23 protein-coding genes are annotated in these 15,474 nt (G+C 62.9%); 2 read left to right on the forward strand and 21 right to left on the reverse strand.

Translation table 11 applies throughout. The features are described from left to right. The first annotated feature begins 266 nt into the window (after positions 1 to 266). Both OPIT5_02280 and OPIT5_02285 read left to right on the forward strand, forming a co-directional pair. Entirely contained in the window at positions 267 to 1,748 is a 1,482-nt protein-coding gene (locus tag OPIT5_02280; GenBank protein ID AHF89254.1) for an MFS transporter, read from the forward strand. A gap of 14 nt (positions 1,749 to 1,762) precedes the next feature. Continuing rightward, entirely contained in the window at positions 1,763 to 2,704 is a 942-nt protein-coding gene (locus tag OPIT5_02285) for a carbohydrate kinase (GenBank protein ID AHF89255.1), read from the forward strand. 91 nt (positions 2,705 to 2,795) lie between these two features. Here the strand turns inward: OPIT5_02285 and OPIT5_02290 are convergent, their stop codons facing one another. The 21 genes from OPIT5_02290 to OPIT5_02395 form a co-directional block, all read right to left on the reverse strand. Beyond that, entirely contained in the window at positions 2,796 to 3,320 is a 525-nt protein-coding gene (locus OPIT5_02290; protein ID AHF89256.1) for a 50S ribosomal protein L17, read from the reverse strand. Positions 3,321 to 3,524: 204 nt separating this feature from the next. Beyond that, positions 3,525 to 4,529, reverse strand: a complete 1,005-nt coding sequence (locus OPIT5_02295; GenBank protein ID AHF89257.1) for a DNA-directed RNA polymerase subunit alpha — start codon at positions 4,527 to 4,529, stop codon at positions 3,525 to 3,527. 116 nt (positions 4,530 to 4,645) lie between these two features. Next, positions 4,646 to 5,254 (reverse strand): 30S ribosomal protein S4, encoded by a 609-nt coding sequence (locus tag OPIT5_02300; GenBank protein AHF89258.1) that lies wholly within the window; start codon positions 5,252 to 5,254, stop codon positions 4,646 to 4,648. Positions 5,255 to 5,309: 55 nt separating this feature from the next. Beyond that, positions 5,310 to 5,894, reverse strand: coding sequence for a 30S ribosomal protein S11 (locus OPIT5_02305; GenBank protein AHF89259.1), 585 nt, complete (start codon positions 5,892 to 5,894; stop codon positions 5,310 to 5,312). Positions 5,895 to 5,906: 12 nt separating this feature from the next. Continuing rightward, positions 5,907 to 6,284, reverse strand: coding sequence for a 30S ribosomal protein S13 (locus OPIT5_02310; protein ID AHF89260.1), 378 nt, complete (start codon positions 6,282 to 6,284; stop codon positions 5,907 to 5,909). A 91-nt stretch (positions 6,285 to 6,375) separates the two neighbouring features. After that, on the reverse strand, positions 6,376 to 7,149 hold the full coding sequence (locus tag OPIT5_02315; GenBank protein ID AHF89261.1) for a methionine aminopeptidase: 774 nt from the start codon (positions 7,147 to 7,149) through the stop codon (positions 6,376 to 6,378). Further along, entirely contained in the window at positions 7,146 to 7,511 is a 366-nt protein-coding gene (locus tag OPIT5_02320) for an adenylate kinase (GenBank protein ID AHF89262.1), read from the reverse strand. Before OPIT5_02320 ends, OPIT5_02315 begins: the two co-directional genes overlap by 4 nt. 167 nt (positions 7,512 to 7,678) lie before the next feature. Next, complete coding sequence (locus OPIT5_02330) at positions 7,679 to 9,166, reverse strand: preprotein translocase subunit SecY (protein ID AHF89263.1); 1,488 nt, start codon at positions 9,164 to 9,166, stop codon at positions 7,679 to 7,681. Positions 9,167 to 9,300: 134 nt separating this feature from the next. Further along, on the reverse strand, positions 9,301 to 9,753 hold the full coding sequence (locus tag OPIT5_02335) for a 50S ribosomal protein L15 (protein ID AHF89264.1): 453 nt from the start codon (positions 9,751 to 9,753) through the stop codon (positions 9,301 to 9,303). A gap of 109 nt (positions 9,754 to 9,862) precedes the next feature. Beyond that, entirely contained in the window at positions 9,863 to 10,540 is a 678-nt protein-coding gene (locus OPIT5_02340) for a 30S ribosomal protein S5 (protein ID AHF89265.1), read from the reverse strand. An 11-nt stretch (positions 10,541 to 10,551) separates the two neighbouring features. After that, positions 10,552 to 10,914, reverse strand: a complete 363-nt coding sequence (locus OPIT5_02345) for a 50S ribosomal protein L18 (protein ID AHF89266.1) — start codon at positions 10,912 to 10,914, stop codon at positions 10,552 to 10,554. A 47-nt stretch (positions 10,915 to 10,961) separates the two neighbouring features. Then, positions 10,962 to 11,498 (reverse strand): 50S ribosomal protein L6, encoded by a 537-nt coding sequence (locus OPIT5_02350; protein AHF89267.1) that lies wholly within the window; start codon positions 11,496 to 11,498, stop codon positions 10,962 to 10,964. Between the two features lie 18 nt (positions 11,499 to 11,516). After that, positions 11,517 to 11,909, reverse strand: coding sequence for a 30S ribosomal protein S8 (locus tag OPIT5_02355; protein ID AHF89268.1), 393 nt, complete (start codon positions 11,907 to 11,909; stop codon positions 11,517 to 11,519). 74 nt (positions 11,910 to 11,983) lie between these two features. Continuing rightward, the gene (locus OPIT5_02360) at positions 11,984 to 12,289 is read right to left on the reverse strand and encodes a 30S ribosomal protein S14 (protein AHF89269.1); all 306 of its coding nucleotides are present in this window, start codon (positions 12,287 to 12,289) and stop codon (positions 11,984 to 11,986) included. Positions 12,290 to 12,325: 36 nt separating this feature from the next. After that, positions 12,326 to 12,925 (reverse strand): 50S ribosomal protein L5, encoded by a 600-nt coding sequence (locus tag OPIT5_02365; protein AHF89270.1) that lies wholly within the window; start codon positions 12,923 to 12,925, stop codon positions 12,326 to 12,328. 140 nt (positions 12,926 to 13,065) lie between these two features. Further along, positions 13,066 to 13,344, reverse strand: coding sequence for a 50S ribosomal protein L24 (locus OPIT5_02370; GenBank protein AHF89271.1), 279 nt, complete (start codon positions 13,342 to 13,344; stop codon positions 13,066 to 13,068). A 2-nt stretch (positions 13,345 to 13,346) separates the two neighbouring features. Further along, positions 13,347 to 13,712 (reverse strand): 50S ribosomal protein L14, encoded by a 366-nt coding sequence (locus OPIT5_02375; GenBank protein ID AHF89272.1) that lies wholly within the window; start codon positions 13,710 to 13,712, stop codon positions 13,347 to 13,349. A 53-nt stretch (positions 13,713 to 13,765) separates the two neighbouring features. Beyond that, entirely contained in the window at positions 13,766 to 14,104 is a 339-nt protein-coding gene (locus tag OPIT5_02380; GenBank protein AHF89273.1) for a 30S ribosomal protein S17, read from the reverse strand. 26 nt (positions 14,105 to 14,130) lie between these two features. After that, on the reverse strand, positions 14,131 to 14,337 hold the full coding sequence (locus OPIT5_02385; protein ID AHF89274.1) for a 50S ribosomal protein L29: 207 nt from the start codon (positions 14,335 to 14,337) through the stop codon (positions 14,131 to 14,133). A gap of 26 nt (positions 14,338 to 14,363) precedes the next feature. Next, positions 14,364 to 14,786: a 50S ribosomal protein L16 gene (locus OPIT5_02390; protein AHF89275.1), complete on the reverse strand. Its 423-nt coding sequence runs from the start codon at positions 14,784 to 14,786 to the stop codon at positions 14,364 to 14,366. Positions 14,787 to 14,834: 48 nt separating this feature from the next. Next, positions 14,835 to 15,470: a 30S ribosomal protein S3 gene (locus OPIT5_02395; GenBank protein AHF89276.1), complete on the reverse strand. Its 636-nt coding sequence runs from the start codon at positions 15,468 to 15,470 to the stop codon at positions 14,835 to 14,837. Positions 15,471 to 15,474: the final 4 nt, after the last annotated feature.

The following is a 15,474-nucleotide window of genomic DNA, read 5'->3' on the forward strand; positions in this document are numbered from 1 at the left end:
GGTCTTTCAGCGAGTTAAATATCTGGCTGTACTTTGTTTGCTCCGTTCCGGAGGCAGATGGTTCAAGGTTTGCTGTCATGACATGTAACACCTCCTGCTCTGTCAGGAATATGACCGTAATCCAGTCATTTTATTTGTCATGTTTTACTGACAGGACGTTTGCTGGCCTCAGTTACAAAAAGCACCCACACCGGTTCCCCACTTCCTCCGCCCTCTGCGCTCTCCGTCTCCGGTGTTCCCTTCTTCCCTGTCACCCGACACCCGTCATGCAACCCGCCTCCCACCCGACCTCCATCCTGCCTCTTCCCGGAGCGGCCCCGGCCGCCCCTGCCTCGCCCAACCGGTTTCTGCTGACCTGCGCGCTTGTCGCCGCGCTCGGCGGGCTCCTCTTCGGCTTCGACACCGTCGTCATCTCCGGCGCCCAGGCGCAACTGAAGGAAAAATTTGCGCTCTCCGGATTCATGCAGGGCTTCATGACGGCCTCCGCCCTCATCGGCACCGTCATCGGCTCGCTCATCGCCGGCAAGCCCGGCGATCTCTACGGGCGCCGCCGCTGCCTCGCCTGGTCCGGCATCCTCTTCTTCGTTTCCGCCGTCGGCTGCGGTCTTGCGTGGGATTTCCGGTCGCTCATCGCCTTCCGCATTGTCGGTGGGCTCGGCATCGGCGCCTCCACCGTGATCTGTCCGCTCTATCTCGCCGAAATTTCTCCGGCGCAATGGCGCGGGCGGCTCGGCGCGTTTTTCCAGTTCAACATCGTTCTCGGCATCCTCCTCGCCTTCCTCTCCAACTACCTCATCGGCCTGCTCGATACCGGCGCGATCGAGTGGCGCGTGAAACTTGGCGTCGAGGCGTTCCCCGCCCTCGCCTTCTGGCTCCTGCTCCGGGGCATCCCGGAAAGCCCGCGCTGGCTCGTCATGCGCGGCCGCCCCGACGAGGCCCGCGAAATCCTGCAACAAACCGGCGCCGCCGACACCGATGCGCAAGTCGCAGCCATTCAGGCCTCCCTTCACGAGGAAACCTCCGCACAACAACTCCGCGAACCGCTCTTCCGCCGCCTTCACGCCCTCCCCGTCTTCCTCGCCGTGTCCGTCGCCATGTTCAACCAGCTCGACGGCATCAACGCCCTCCTCTACTATCTCAACCCCATTTTCGCGATGGCCGGCTTCGACAAGGTCTCCGGCGATCTCCAGTCCGTCGTCATCGGTGTCATGAACCTCGTGTTCACCATGCTCGGCATGGCGATCATCGACCGCGTGGGCCGCAAGCCGCTGCTTGTCGCTGGCGCCATCGGCACCGGGCTCTGCCTGATCGGCGTGGCCTGGATTTTCCAGATCAACCGCTTCCAGGGCGCGCTTGTGTATCTTCTGGTCGGCTACATCGCCTGCCATGCCTTCAGCCAGGGCGCCGTCATCTGGGTGTATATCAGCGAAATTTTTCCCAACACCGTCCGCGCCAAGGGCCAGGCGCTCGGCAGCTTCACCCACTGGATCATGGCCGCCGCCATCTCGTGGGTCTTCCCGATCTTCGCCAAAAACGCCGGCGAACCGGGCGCAGGCCTCCCGTTCTGGTTTTTCGCCGCGATGATGGCGCTGCAGGTGGTTGTCGTGCTACGTTACTTCCCCGAAACCAAAGGCGTGCCGCTCGAAGAAATGCAGGCCCGTCTCCGGCGGGGCCCACGACAGGATTTTCAAACCGGATGCCGCGAAACACACGAGAAAACACGCCAGACCCTGTCCCCCGAATCCTGATACAAAAACCGTCAATGTTCCACCCGTTCCCCGCCATGCGATCTTTCGCCTCCGCACTCTCCGTCCGCGCCGACCTCCTGGTCTTCGGCGAACTCCTTTGGGATCTCCTGCCCTCCGGCCCGCAACCCGGAGGCGCTCCCGCCAACGTCGCCGTGCAGGCGCAAGGCATCGGCGTGGACAGCCTGCTCGTCAGCGCCGTGGGCGACGACAACCTCGGCCACGAGATGCTCGCCCGCCTCCGCGCGCAAGGCGTCCGCCTCGACGGCATCCGGACCGATCCGGAAGCTCCCACCGGCACCGTCGAGGTCACTCTTTCGGGCAACGGCATCCCGAGTTACCACATCCGGCGCGACGTGGCGTGGGACCGCATCATGGCCACGCCCGCGCTCGGCGACGCGGCGGCCTCGGCCCGGGCCTTCTGTTTCGGTTCGCTCGCGCAACGTTCGCCCGTCTCCCGCGAGGCCCTGCGCGCGCTGCTCGCACGCGTGCCGCCGGGCTGCGTCCGCTTTTTCGACGTCAACCTCCGCAAACCGCATCCCCCGCCGGAGATCATCCAGACTTCGCTGGAACACACCGATGTCCTGAAACTCAACCACGAGGAATTGCCGCTCGTCGCCCGCTGGCTCGATCTGCCCGCCGACGAAGCCGGTTTCGCCCGCGCCCTTCACCGGCGCTATCCGGTGCGGACGATTCTCCTGACCCGGGGACCGGACGGCGCGACGGTGTTCGGGAGCGATCACCCGCCCGTCGAAATCCCCGCGTCGCCGGTAAAAAAGATCATCGACACCGTCGGCGCCGGTGACGCGTTCTCCGCCGGTTTTCTCGCCGGGCTGCTGAAAGGCTTTCCGGCCGGCGAAGCCGCCGCGCTCGGCAGCGACCTCGCCGCAGAGGTCTGCCAGACCTCCGGCGCGTGGCTGCCGGCGGGAGTCGCAATGGAGGGGTACGGCTCGAAGTAACTTCGGGTGTCGGCCAAGAAAAAGCGCCGGACCTTTTTCAGGGCCGGCGCTCGGAGGGAGAGGATGATCTCCCGATCAGACGGGAGGGTTGTCAGGCCTTGGGCGCTTCCGTGGCCGCTTCGGCGGCGGGAGCGGCTTCGGCAGGTGCTTCGGCAGCGGGAGCCTCGGCGGGCTTTTCAGCCTTCCTTGCGCTCTTCTTGCCCTTTGCCTTCGCCTTCTTGCCGTAGCCGGGATCGTCGGCCTTCACGAGTTCGACGAGCGCCATCCCGGCGGCATCGCCAATACGGTTGCCGAGCTTGTAAATGCGGGTGTAGCCGCCCGGACGGTTCGCAAATTCCTTCACGCCCTCGTTGAAAAGCTGCGTGACCGTGGTCTCGTCGCGGAGGTCGGAAACCGCCAGACGGCGGAGATGGATCGCATCCTTCTTCTCGGTCTTGACCGAGGCTTTCTTGGCCTTGGTGATGACTTTTTCGACGAAAGGACGCAGGGCCTTGGCCTTGGTCAGGGTCGTCTGGATACGACCGTGGTTGAGCAGGGAAACCGCCATGTTGGCGAGCATCGCCTTGCGGTGTTCACGGGTGACGCCGAGCGAGGCGTGGTGTTTGTTGTGACGCATGGGTGTGGTGTGTTTTTTCGGTTACGGTCCCCGGTCGGCAATCGCCTCCGCAGCGTGGAGCGGAGAGGACGGCGCGAGGACTGGAAAAGTCTGGTGTTCAGAGTTCAGGGTCTGGAGTTGAAAGAGCAGAGCCGGGCACGCTGGCCGCAACTCCAAACCCTGAACACCAAACCCTGAACCTCGCTGAACGGCGCGCAGCGCCGCTCAGGTCGTTTCCTTCTTCGTGTCGAGCAGGCGCTCGTCGAACTTCATGCCGAGCGCGAGGCCGAGGGCTTCGAGCTTGTCCTTGATTTCGTTGAGCGACTTCTTGCCGAAGTTGCGGTACTTGAGCATCTCCTGCTCGGTCTTCATCGCCAGCTCGCCGACCGTCGTGATGTTGGCGTTGTTGAGGCAGTTGGCGGCGCGCACGGAAAGCTCGATCTCGTTGACCGACATGTTGAGGAGCTTGCGGAGCTTGTTCTGCTCCTCGCTGACCTCGCTCTGCTGGTTCTCGAATTCGTAGGCCTCGCCGCTGACGCGGTCGAACACGTCGATGTGATGCTTGAGGATCGAGGCGGACTGCTTGAGGGCGTCGTCCGGCGTGATGCGGCCGTCGGTCCAGATCTCGAGGTTGAGCTTGTCGTAATCGGTGATCTGCCCGACGCGGGTGTTTTCCACCGCGTACTTGACGAGCGTCACGGGCGAGAAGAGCGAGTCGATGGCGATGACGCCGATCGCCTGGTCTTCCTTCTTGTTCTGCTCGCCGGGATAATAACCGCGACCGGTCTTGATCTCGATTTCGGCGTTGAAGGCGCGGGCGCGATCGATGGTGCAGATGACCTGCCCGGGGTTGACGACCGTGACGTTGGCATCCGCCTGGATGTCGGCGGCGGTCACGGGCCCTTCGCGGTTCACGCGAATCTGGAGAGTGATGGGCTCGCGTTTGGTGCTGATGAGAAGCACCTTCTTGAGATTGAGCACGATGTCGGTGACATCCTCGACGACGCCGTCGATGCTCTGGAACTCGTGGTTGACCCCCTCGATCCTGATCGAGGAGATGGCCGAGCCTTCGATCGAGGAAAGAAGGACGCGACGCAGGGAATTGCCAATCGTGTGGCCGTATCCTGCTTCGAAGGGCTCGGCGATAAAGCGGGCGTAAGTATCCGAGGAGCCTTCCTCGACCTTGGTGAGTTTGTTGGGAAGTTCGAACTTTCCGAGGCGTTTGGGCATGGCGATAAAAATTGGTGTTTTAAGGATGTTTGAAATTCAAGCAACAGGCCCAACCCCGGAATTTGTCAATTGGGGATGGGCCTTGGTGCTCACAACTTGCGGATGTGCTCTCGGGATTAGCGGGAGTAGAACTCGACGATCAGCTGTTCGTTGATATCGGGCGCCATCTCCTCGCGGGTGGGCAGGCGGTTGACCGTGGCCTTGAAGGCTTCGGCGTTGAGCGTGAGCCATCCGGGGACGTTGCGGGCCCGGCTTTCCTCGAGGTTGCGCTGCGCGAGCTGGCGGGAGCCGGAGGCGTTCCTGATCTCGATCTCGTCGCCGGTCTGCACGGCGTAGCTGGAGATGTCGACCTTGTGGCCGTTGACGCGGACGTGGCCGTGGTTGACGAGCTGGCGGGCGGCCGCGCGGCTGCGGGCGAAGCCGAGCAGGTACACGATGCTGTCGAGGCGGGTTTCGAGCAGTTGCAGGAAACGTTCGCCGGTGACACCGCGTTCACGCTTGGCGGCCTCGAAGGTGCGGCGGAACTGGCGCTCGAGGAGGCCATAGGTGTAACGGAGCTTTTGCTTCTCGTTGAGGCCGGCGGCGTATTCGGAGACCTTGCGGCGGAGCTTGGGTCCGTGCTGGCCGGGAGGATACGGGCGTTTCTCGAAGGCTTTGGTGACCCCGAAGAGCGGCTGGTTGAATCGCCGGCTGAGTCGGGTGGTGGGTCCAGTATAGCGAGCCATGTGGTTCTGGAATTTGAGTTTTTTGGATTAAATGGTGGAAATCGACAGCGGCCCGTTACACGCGGCGGCGTTTCGGGGGCCGGCAGCCGTTGTGCGGCACCGGGGTCACATCGATGATGGAGTTGATCTCAAGGCCGATCGCCTGGAGGGCGCGCACGGCGCTGTCGCGGCCGAGGCCGGGACCGGAGATGCGGATGACCACATCCTTGAGGCCGTGGGCCATGGCGTTGCGGGCGGCATCCTGGGCGACGACCTGGGCGGCATAGGCGGTGGACTTGCGGGAACCGCGGAAGTTGCACTTGCCGGCGCTGGACCAGGCGATGACGGCGCCTTTCTGGTCGGTGATCGAGACGATGGTGTTGTTGAACGAGGCCAGGATCGTGGCGATGCCGGAGGTGACGTTCTTCGAGCCCTTGGCGCGGCGGATCTTGACGGCGCCGAGCTCTTCCTTGAGCAGCTCCTCGGCGGTGGGTTGTTTGGCGACGCCGCCGACGAGTTCGACGGGCTTTTCTGCCGGGCCAGAGCCGGCGCCGGGGGCGGCCGGAGCGGCGGTCTCTTCGGCGGCGGGTTTGGCGGCCTTGGGCGCCCGGGCGGGCTTTTCAGCAGCGGGCGTGGCGGGAACGGGCTTTTCTTCAGACATGGAGATAAAGGATTATTTGGCTGCTTTGGTGACGCCGACGGTGCGACGCGGACCCTTGCGGGTGCGGGCGTTGGTGGAGGTGCGCTGGCCGCGGACCGGGAGGCTGCGGCGATGGCGGATGCCACGGTAGCAACCGATGGCCTGGAGGCGCTTCAGGTTGCCGGTGAGTTCGCGGCGCAGATCGCCTTCGACGACCCACTTGTGGTCGGTGATCACCTGGAGGATCTTGTTGAGCTGTTCCTCGGTGAGGTCCTGCGCCCGCATGTCGGGGTTCAGTTCAGCTTCTTTCACGACGAGGTCGGCGCGAACCGGACCGATGCCGTAGATGTAACGGAGCGAAAAAGAGACTTTCTTCTTCGCGGGAATATCAACGCCAAGGAGACGAGGCATAGTGTTATTACGGGTTTACGAGTTGAAAAAATTGACGGTGGAAAAACGGAATGATCTGACGAAAAGCGGGTTTTCGGGGGGAAAACGATGGTCAGGCGCGCGGGATCGTGAGGATCTCGGGGCCGGCATCGGTGGTGAGCACGGTGTGTTCGTAGTGGGCGGAGGGCAGGCCGTCGGTGGTGACCGTGGTCCAGCCGTCGCCGAGCGTCTTGATCTTGTGTCCGCCCATGTTGACCATCGGCTCGATGGCGAGGGTCATGCCCGGACGGATTTTCTCGCCGGAACCCTTGCGGCCGAAGTTCGGGATCTGCGGTTCCTCGTGCATCTCGGTGCCGACTCCGTGGCCGACCATGTCGCGGACCACGCTGAAACCGTTGGCCTCGACGTAGGTCTGGATGGCATGGGAGATGTCGCCGATGCGATTGCCGACCCTGGCCTGGGCAATGCCGATGGCGCGGGCTTCCTGGGTGATCCGGAGAAGCTTTTCCACGCGAGGCGAGATGGCGCCGACGGGCATCGTGTAGGCATTGTCACCGACGTAGCCGTTGTAGAAAACGCAGACGTCGAGGGCGATGATGTCGCCGTCACGCAGGACGCGCTTGAGCGAACCGATGCCGTGGACGACTTCCTCGTTGACGGAAAGGCAGGTGTAAGCGGGGAACGGACGGTGTCCGTGGGACTGGTAACCGTAGCAGGCGCTTTTGGCTCCGAGCCGCGCCATGCTTTCGCGCGCGGCCTGATCCAGGTCGTAGGTCGTGATGCCGGGCCGGACGAGCGTCTTGAGCTCTTCCAGCACGGTCGCGGCAATCGCACACGACTCGCGCATCCGGATGATTCCTTCCTTGTCTTTCAAGGGAATTTTCATGCGGCAACGGGAGCGGGAATCTTTCCGGCTGCGAGGCAGCGGAGGAGTCCGTGTGTGCAGTAGTATTCGCGGAGCGCGGAGGCCATGTCGCCCTCGGCGGGCGGAAAGGCGGCCTCCGGAGCGGTGTCGAGGACGGCATCGAGACTTTCGTCACGCGCGTCGAGCCACTCGTCGAATACCCGGGCCTGGAGCAACGTAGCCGGGAAGTCCGTGAGGACAAAGCCCGCATCAGGTTTGCGCGTCCAGAACCAGCGTCGCAGGATCGCGAGCGTGGTGTCATCGCCAGGGCGGTGATTGCCCTGGCGGAGCTCCCGGGCGGCGGCGAGGCCGGCGGGGCTCTGACGCGAAATCTCCTGCCTCATCAGTTCGGCGGGAGAGACGTGCTCAATATTCAAAGAACGAAAATGGTCCTGACATTCTGGCGGAATCCCGGGACCGAGAACCAGAAGCCGGGCTTTGCAGCCGAGGGCTTCCGGGGAAAAAACTGGTAAGGATTCAGACACCCCGTCGTTTGTAAAGCCGGTTTTTGTTACCTCTTGAGGAAATGTGCGGCGATGCCGATGACCAGGAGCGCGCCGAGGACAAACCAGAGCTTGCTGACGGTCTTCATGTCGGCGGCTTCGCCGATGGCGGTGCCGACATTGCTGCGGGCGCGGATCCGGCCCTTTTTGAGGAAACCGTCATAGTGGCGCTGGAGCAGGAAGGTCTCGATCTGCTTCATCGTGTCGAGGATGACGCCGACGGTGATGAGCATGCCGGTGCCGCCGAAGAAACTGGAGATGCGCTGCGGTACGTTGAACTCGGCGTAGAGGAAGTCCGGAAACACGGCGATGATCGTCAGGAAAATCGCGCCGGCGAGGGTGATGCGGGTCATCACGAAATCGAGGAAGCGGGCGGTGGGCTCGCCGGGGCGGACGCCCGGGATGTAGCCGCCGTGCTTTTTGAGGTCCTCGGCGATCTGGATCGGCTTGAACATGACCGACACCCAGAAGTAGCTGAAAAACAGGATCAGCAAGGCCATCGTCACGTAATAGACCGGATGGCCGCGGCTGAGGTTCTGCGAGAATTCGACCAGCGAGGGCATGTCGATGGCGACACCGAGGTAGCTGAAAATCTGCTGGGGGAAGAGGAGGATGGCGCTGGCGAAGATCACGGGCATGACGCCCGAGTAGTTGACCTTGAGCGGCAGGAACGAGTTCTGGCCGCCCATGACCTTGTTGCCCACGACGCGCTTGGCGTACTGGACCGGGATCTTCCGCTGTCCTTGCACCACCATGATGATGCCCATGGTGACGGCAAAGAAGAGGATCACCATGAAGAGGAACGAAAGGTAGCTGATGCCCGGGGTGCCGACCGGAGCGCGGAGGAGCGTCCAGAGGGTAGTCATCGCGCCGGGGATATCGGAAAGGATGCCGACCGTGATCAGCAGCGAGATGCCGTTGCCGATACCGCGCTGGGTGATCTGCTCGCCGAGCCAGGTGAGGAGCATGGTGCCGGCGGTCATGAAGATGACGCCGGAAACGAGAAACCACGTGTGGCTGATCACCACGATCTGGCCGTGGACATTGACGTCATAACCGCCGAAACCGGGAAGCTTGTTGGGATTCTCGAGGGCGAGAATGAGCAGCGCGCCCTGCACCACGCAGATAAGGACCGTGGCGTAGCGGGTGTACTGGGCGATTTTCTGGCGGCCGACGTCGCCCTCCTGCTGAAGACGGGCAAGGCCGGGTACGACCGCCGTCATCAACTGGAAAATGATCGAGGCGCTGATGTAGGGCATGATGCCCAGCGCGCAAACGGCGCCCTTGAGAAGAGCGCCGCCCGTAAACATGTTGTAGAGCCCCATCGCACCGCCGTCACCCATCGCTCCCTTGAGGAACTCTTCAAGGGGACGCGGATCGAGGCCGGGCAGCGGAATGTGCGCACCGACACGGGCAATGAAGAGCAGGGCCAGGGTGTAGAAAATCCGGGAGCGCAGCTCGGGGATCTTCAGTGAATTGGCAAAGGCGGAAAACACAGCGAAGGGAAAAAGGATTTTCGATTTTTGATTCCCGATTTTCGATTTCCGGATCGAGTCGCCAGCCGGGGTTCAGCCCGGTCTCTGGCAATCGAAAGTCGAAAATCGAAAATCGAAAATAACAGCGGCAGACGTCAGCTCGCGGCGACAACAGCCTGGCCGCCGGCTTTCTCGATCTTGGCCTTGGCCGATTCCGAGAACTTCGTGGCGGTGATCTTGAGCGCGCGGCTGATTTCGCCGTCGCCGAGGACCTTGACGATGTCGATGCCGGAGCGGATGAGACCGGCGGCGGCGAGGCCGGCGGCGTCGATCTCGGTCACACCGTCCGCGAGGCGGGCGAGGTCGCCGACGTTGACCACGGCGATTTCCTGACGGAAGGAGGCCTGGTTGAAGCCGCGATGCGGAAGCTTTCTGTAGAGAGGCATCTGGCCGCCTTCGAAGCCGGGGCGGATGGAGCCGCCGGAACGGGCGGTCTGGCCTTTGCCACCGCGACCGGAGGTCTTGCCGTGGCCGCTGCCTTCGCCGCAACCGACGCGCTTCTTGCGATGCACGGCACCGGCGACGTTCTTGAGTTCGTGGAGTTTCATGGGTGGATTCCTGATGATGGCGCCCCGTCCGGAATGGCGGACGGAACTCGGATTATGGTGATGTGAAAATCATGGGCCCCGTGGAGCTCACGGGGCTTCTGTGAATCGGTCAAGCGGCCTCGGGCGCGACGGCCTTGCGGAGGGCCTTGATTTTCTCCGCGGCGCGGAGCTGGCGGAGACCGTGGAGCGTCGCGTTGACCACGGCGATGTGGTTTTTGGAACCCATCGACTTGGTGAGGACGTTCTTGACGCCGGCCGCCTCGAGGACGGCGCGGACGGCGCCGCCGGCGATGAGGCCGGTGCCGGTCACGGCGGGGCGAAGGAGAACCTTGCCGCCGTCATAAACACCGTAGACCTCGTGCGGGATGGTGTCGCCCTTGAGGGTCACGCTGACCATGTGCTTGCGGGCGTTCTCGGTGCCTTTCTTGATGGCGTCGGGAACCTCGTTGGCCTTGCCGTAGCCGATGCCCACCTTGCCCTGCTGGTCGCCGACGACGGCGAGAGCGGAGAAGCTGAAACGGCGACCGCCCTTGACGACCTTGGCGCAGCGGTTGATGAAGACGACTTTCTCGACGAGACCGGAGCTGTCGGCCTCTTCCTTGCGCTCGTCGCGACGGGGGCCGCGACGGTTGCCGCCGCCACGGCGATCGCCGCCGGGGCCGCGATTGCCACGGTCGCCGCGATCATTGCGGGGAGCCGGGGACGGGGCAGCGGCGGGCGCTGCGGTTTCGGCGGGAGCCGGAGTGGTCTGGCCTTCGGTCGATGAAACTTGTTCGGGTGTGCTCATGTGTTGATTTTTCAGAAGGACAGCCCTCCTTCGCGGGCGGCGTCGGCAAACACCTTGACCTTGCCGTGGTACGGAGCGCCGGAGCGGTCGAACACGACACTTTCGATGCCGGCCGCCTTGGCCTTGGCGGCGAAGGCGACGCCGAGCGCCTTGGCTCCGGCGACGTTGGCCGCGACCTTCTGCTTGCGCAGTTCGGGGTCGAGGCTGGAGAGAAACACCAGCGTGGTGGCGGTGTCGTCGTTGATGGCCTGCGCGTAGATGTTCTTCGCGCTGAAGCGGACGGCGAGGCGGGGACGGGCGGAGGTGCCCTTGACCTTCTTGCGAATGCGCCAGCGGCGTTTCTGGAGAAGGTCGGCTTTGCGAATGGTACTCACTGTAAAATCCTTGGTTTGGTTTTTGCGATTGCGATGGCTCGCAGGCTTTATGCGACGGTCTTGCCTTCCTTGCGACGGACGCGCTCGCCGACGATGCGGACACCTTTGCCCTTGTAGGGTTCGGGCGGGTAGTAGGAGCGGATCTGCGAGGTGACGGCTCCGACGAGCTGCTTGTCAGCACCCTCGATCTTGAGCTTGGTCTGGTCGGTGACGGTGACCTTGATGCCCTCCGGAACCTCGAAAACGATCGGGTGCGAGTAACCGAGCGCGAGGTCGAGCAGGTTGCCCTTGAGGTTGGCCTTGAAGCCGACGCCCTGGATTTCGAGTTCCTTGACGAAGCCTTCCGAGGCGCCCTTGACCATGCCGGCGATCACCGAACGGGCGGTGCCGTACATGGCGCGGGCAAAGCGGCTGTTTTCCGACGGTTTCACGGTGACCTTGTTGTCGGCCACGGTGATTTCGACGACAGGCGCGAAAGTCTTGGTGTTTTTTCCCTTCGGGCCCTCGACATTGACGGTGGTGCCCTTGATGTCGACCTTGACCTTGGCGGGAATGTTAACGGGTTGTTTTCCGATGCGGCTCATTGTGCGTGTCTCCTCGGGTTACCAGACTTTGCAGACGAGCTCCCCGCCGACTTTTTCGCGGCGGCAGTCCTGGTCCTTGAGGAGACCTTTGGACGTGGAGACGATGCTGATGCCGAGTCCGTTGAGGACGCGGGGGATTTCGGTGTAACCGCAGTGAAGACGGCGACCGGGGGTCGAGATGCGCGTGATGTTGGTCAGGGCAGGCGCATTGTCGATGTACTTGAGTGTGACGACGAGGGTCTTGTGACCGTTCTTGTCGGCTCCGTCGGCATAATCGGTGATGTAGCCTTCGGCTTTGAGGATGGCCGCGAGGCTTTCCTTGAATCGGGAGTGCGGCGATACGCACTGGGCAAGACCGGCCTTGGACGCATTGCGCAGGCGGGTCAGGAAATCGCTGACGGGATCTGTCATGGTGGATGTTGGTTCAGGCCGCGCGGGTCATATCCGACTCCCGCGCGGAAAGTGTGTGTTGTTGGCGGCCGGGTTTACCAGGAGGACTTCGTCACGCCGGGGATCTTGCCGGCGAGCGCGAGCTCGCGGAAGGTGATACGGGAGACGCCGAACTTGCGGATGTAGGCGCGGGGACGGCCGCTGAGCGAGCAGCGGTTGCGGACGCGCACGGGCGAGGAGTTGCGAGGAAGCTTCTGGAGCTTCTTCTGGGCGGCGAAAAATTCCTCGTCGGTGGTTTCCGGATTGAGGAGGGTGGCCTTGAGTTCGGCGCGCTTGGCCGCGTGTTTGGCGACGAGGTTCTTGCGTTTCTCGTTGCGATTGATGGCGGAGGTCTTCGGCATTTTTGGAAGAGTAGTTGGTGCGGATTCGGGGCGGGATTACGCCGCAGCCTTGGCGGCGGCAGCCTCGGCGGCGATCTGTTGTTCGGTGCGGCGGAAAGGCATGCCGAGGAGCTTGAGGAGCTCGCGGCCTTCCTCGTCCGTCTCTGCGGTCGTGGTGATGGCGATATCGAGACCCATGGTTTTCTTGACGTTTTCGACCACGATTTCGGGGAAGATGGTGAAGTCGGAGATGCCGAGGTTGTAGTTGCCGCGACCGTCGAGCTTGGGGGGGATGCCGCGGAAGTCGCGGATGGTGGGGAGGGCCACCGCAACGAGGCGGTAGAGGAATTCCCACATGGTGTCGCCGCGAAGGGTGACGTAGGCGCCGACGACCTGGCCCTGACGCAGCTTGAAATTGGACACGGCCTTGCGGGACTTGGAAAGAACGGGCTTCTGGCCGGCGATCAGGCCGAGGTCGCGCTGGATGTCGGCGATCTGGTTCTTGTCAGCCTCGGCGTCGATGCCGGTGTTGAGGCTGATTTTCACGATCTGCGGAATCTCGTGCTTGTTCTTGTAGCCGCGGCTCTTCACGAGCGCGGGGACGACCTGCTCGTTGTAGAGGGCCTTGAGTGACGGGACTGATTTGGTGGTGCTCATTGGATGCATTGATCGCCGGATTGCCGACCCGGCGTGCTAGAGTTTTTGATGGATGTGGAGACGGAAAAGGGGCGAGGTTACACGGGGTAACGTCGCCCTTTGCAAGCTTTGGTTTCGGTGATCCGGTGGATTTGCGGTGTTCAGGCTTTCTTTACGGCGGCGCGTTTTTTGGAGCCGTCGTATTTCGCCTTCAACTGGAGGTTGGAGACGTGGATGGTGCCTTCGCGCTCGATAATCGCACCGTTCGGGTTTTTCTCCGACTTCTTTTCGTGGCGCTTGATCATGGCGAGGCCTTCGACGCGGGCGCGCTGTTTGGGCGCGACGACTTCGAGGACCTTGCCCGACTTGCCCTTGTTGGCGCCGGAGAGGACGACGACTTCGTCGCCGCGTTTGACGTGGAATTTTTGAGTTGTAGCCATGGTCAGAGAACCTCCGGAGCGAGCGAGATGATCTTCATGAAGTTCTTGGCGCGGAGCTCGCGGGCGACCGGGCCGAAGATGCGGGTGCCCTTCGGGTTGCCGTCGGCGCCGATGATGACGATGGCGTTGCTGTCGAAACGCAGGTAGCTGCCATCCGAGCGGCGGATGGGGGCTTTGGTGCGGACGACCACGGCCTTGGCGACCTCGCCTTTTTTCACGGAAGCATCGGTGGAGCTTTCCTTGATGTTGACGGTGATGATGTCACCGACACCGGCAGTGTCGGTCATCTGGCCTTTTTTGCGGATGTAGGATGCGCGACGGGCACCGGTGTTGTCGGCGACTTCGAGCAGGGAGCGGAGTTGGATCATTGCAGATCTCCTTTAAATGTCGGGTTGGCGTTGGTGGGTGGATGCTCCGCGTCTCAGCCCTTGGTGGCTTCGAGGCTGGCGGCGACGTCGGCTTCGCTGACGGCGGCGACCTCGGCGATCTGGGCGGCGTGGACGATGCGGACGATGCGCCAGCGCTTCAGGCGGCTGAGCGGACGGGTCTCCATGATCTCGACGGTGTCGCCGGGCTTGGTCTCGTTCTTCTCGTCGTGCACGTGCACGACGGTCTTGCGATTGATGACCTTCTGGTAACGAGGATGCGGGACCTTGTACGGGACGGTGACCTTGACGGACTTGTCACCGGAGCGGCTGGTGACGGTGCCGATGAGGGTTTTGCGCGAATTGCGGACGGGAGCGGTTGTCGTGGTGGACATGTGCTTGTTCTTTCCTGGCGGCGCCCTCAGGCGGCGACCTTTTCCTGTTTTTGTTTCTCGTTTCGGATGGTCTCGAGGCGGGCGATGTCCTTGCGGAGGTTGCGCAGCTCGTGCGTTTTCTCGACCTGTCCGGTCTGCTTGCGCAGGCGGAGCTGGAGGAGCTGGGCGCGGGTGTCGCGGATGCGGGTGTCGATCTCGGCGGGCGAGAGGTCGCGAATTTCTTTGGATGTCATGGCGGTGTGTTCTCCTCGATGACGGGTTATTGCACGGCGCCTTCGCGGACGATGAATCGGCAGCGGAAGGGGAGCTTGGCATCGGCGAGGCGGAAGGCCTCCTTGGCGATGGTGGCGGGCACGCCGGCGAGCTCGAAGAGGACGGCGCCGGGCTTGATCTGGGCGACGTAGTATTCGACGCCGCCCTTGCCGGAGCCCATGCGGACTTCGGCGGGTTTCTTGGTGATGGGTTTGTGCGGGAACACGCGGATCCAGAGTTTGCCCTTGCGCTTGAGGTGACGGGAAATCGTCACGCGGGCGGCCTCGATCTGGCGGCCGGTCATGGGGCCACGGGAAAGGGACTGGAGGGCGAAATCGCCGAAGGCGATGGTGTTGCCGCGCTTGGCATTACCCTTGCGCGTGCCCTTCTGGACTTTGCGATATTTGGTGCGGGAAGGTGCGAGAGCCATGGTGGGTTTCTCCTATAAAGTGTGTTTCAGTTGAGGGAGGAATCCGGCTCAGGCGGCGTTGGCTTCGTCCTTTTTGCAGATCCAGCATTTGACGCCGATCTTGCCGTAGACGGTCTGGGCCTCGGAGAAGCCGTAGTCGATGTTCTCGCGGAGGGTGTGCAGGGGCACGCGGCCCTTGCGCTGCCATTCGCGGCGGGCGATGTCGGAACCGCCGAGGCGGCCGGAACACTGGATACGGATGCCTTCGGCGCCGAGCGTCATGGCGATCTCGACGGCCTTTTTCATGGCGCGGCGGAAGGCGATGCGGCGTTCGAGCTGGAGGGCGACGTTTTCGGCGACGAGCTGGGCCTCGATTTCAGGCTTCTTGACTTCCTGGATGTCGAGGAGGATTTCGCGGCCGGTGAGCCTGGCGATCTCGTCACGGATCTTCTCGATCTCCTGACCCTTGCGGCCGATGACGATGCCGGGCCGGGCGGTGTAGATCTTGACGCGGACGCGGTTGGAGGCGCGTTCGATAAAAATGCGGGGCACGGACGCCTGCTTCAGCTTCTCCATGAGCTTGCCACGGATGATCTGGTCTTCGTGGAGAAGCTTGGCGAAGTCTTTCTTGCTCGCGAACCAGCGGGACTGCCAGTTGCGGCGGACGGCGAGGCGGAAGCCAACGGGATTGGTTTTTTGACCCATGGTG

This window comes from Opitutaceae bacterium TAV5 (genome assembly GCA_000242935.3).
Classification (GTDB): Bacteria; Verrucomicrobiota; Verrucomicrobiia; order Opitutales; family Opitutaceae; genus Geminisphaera.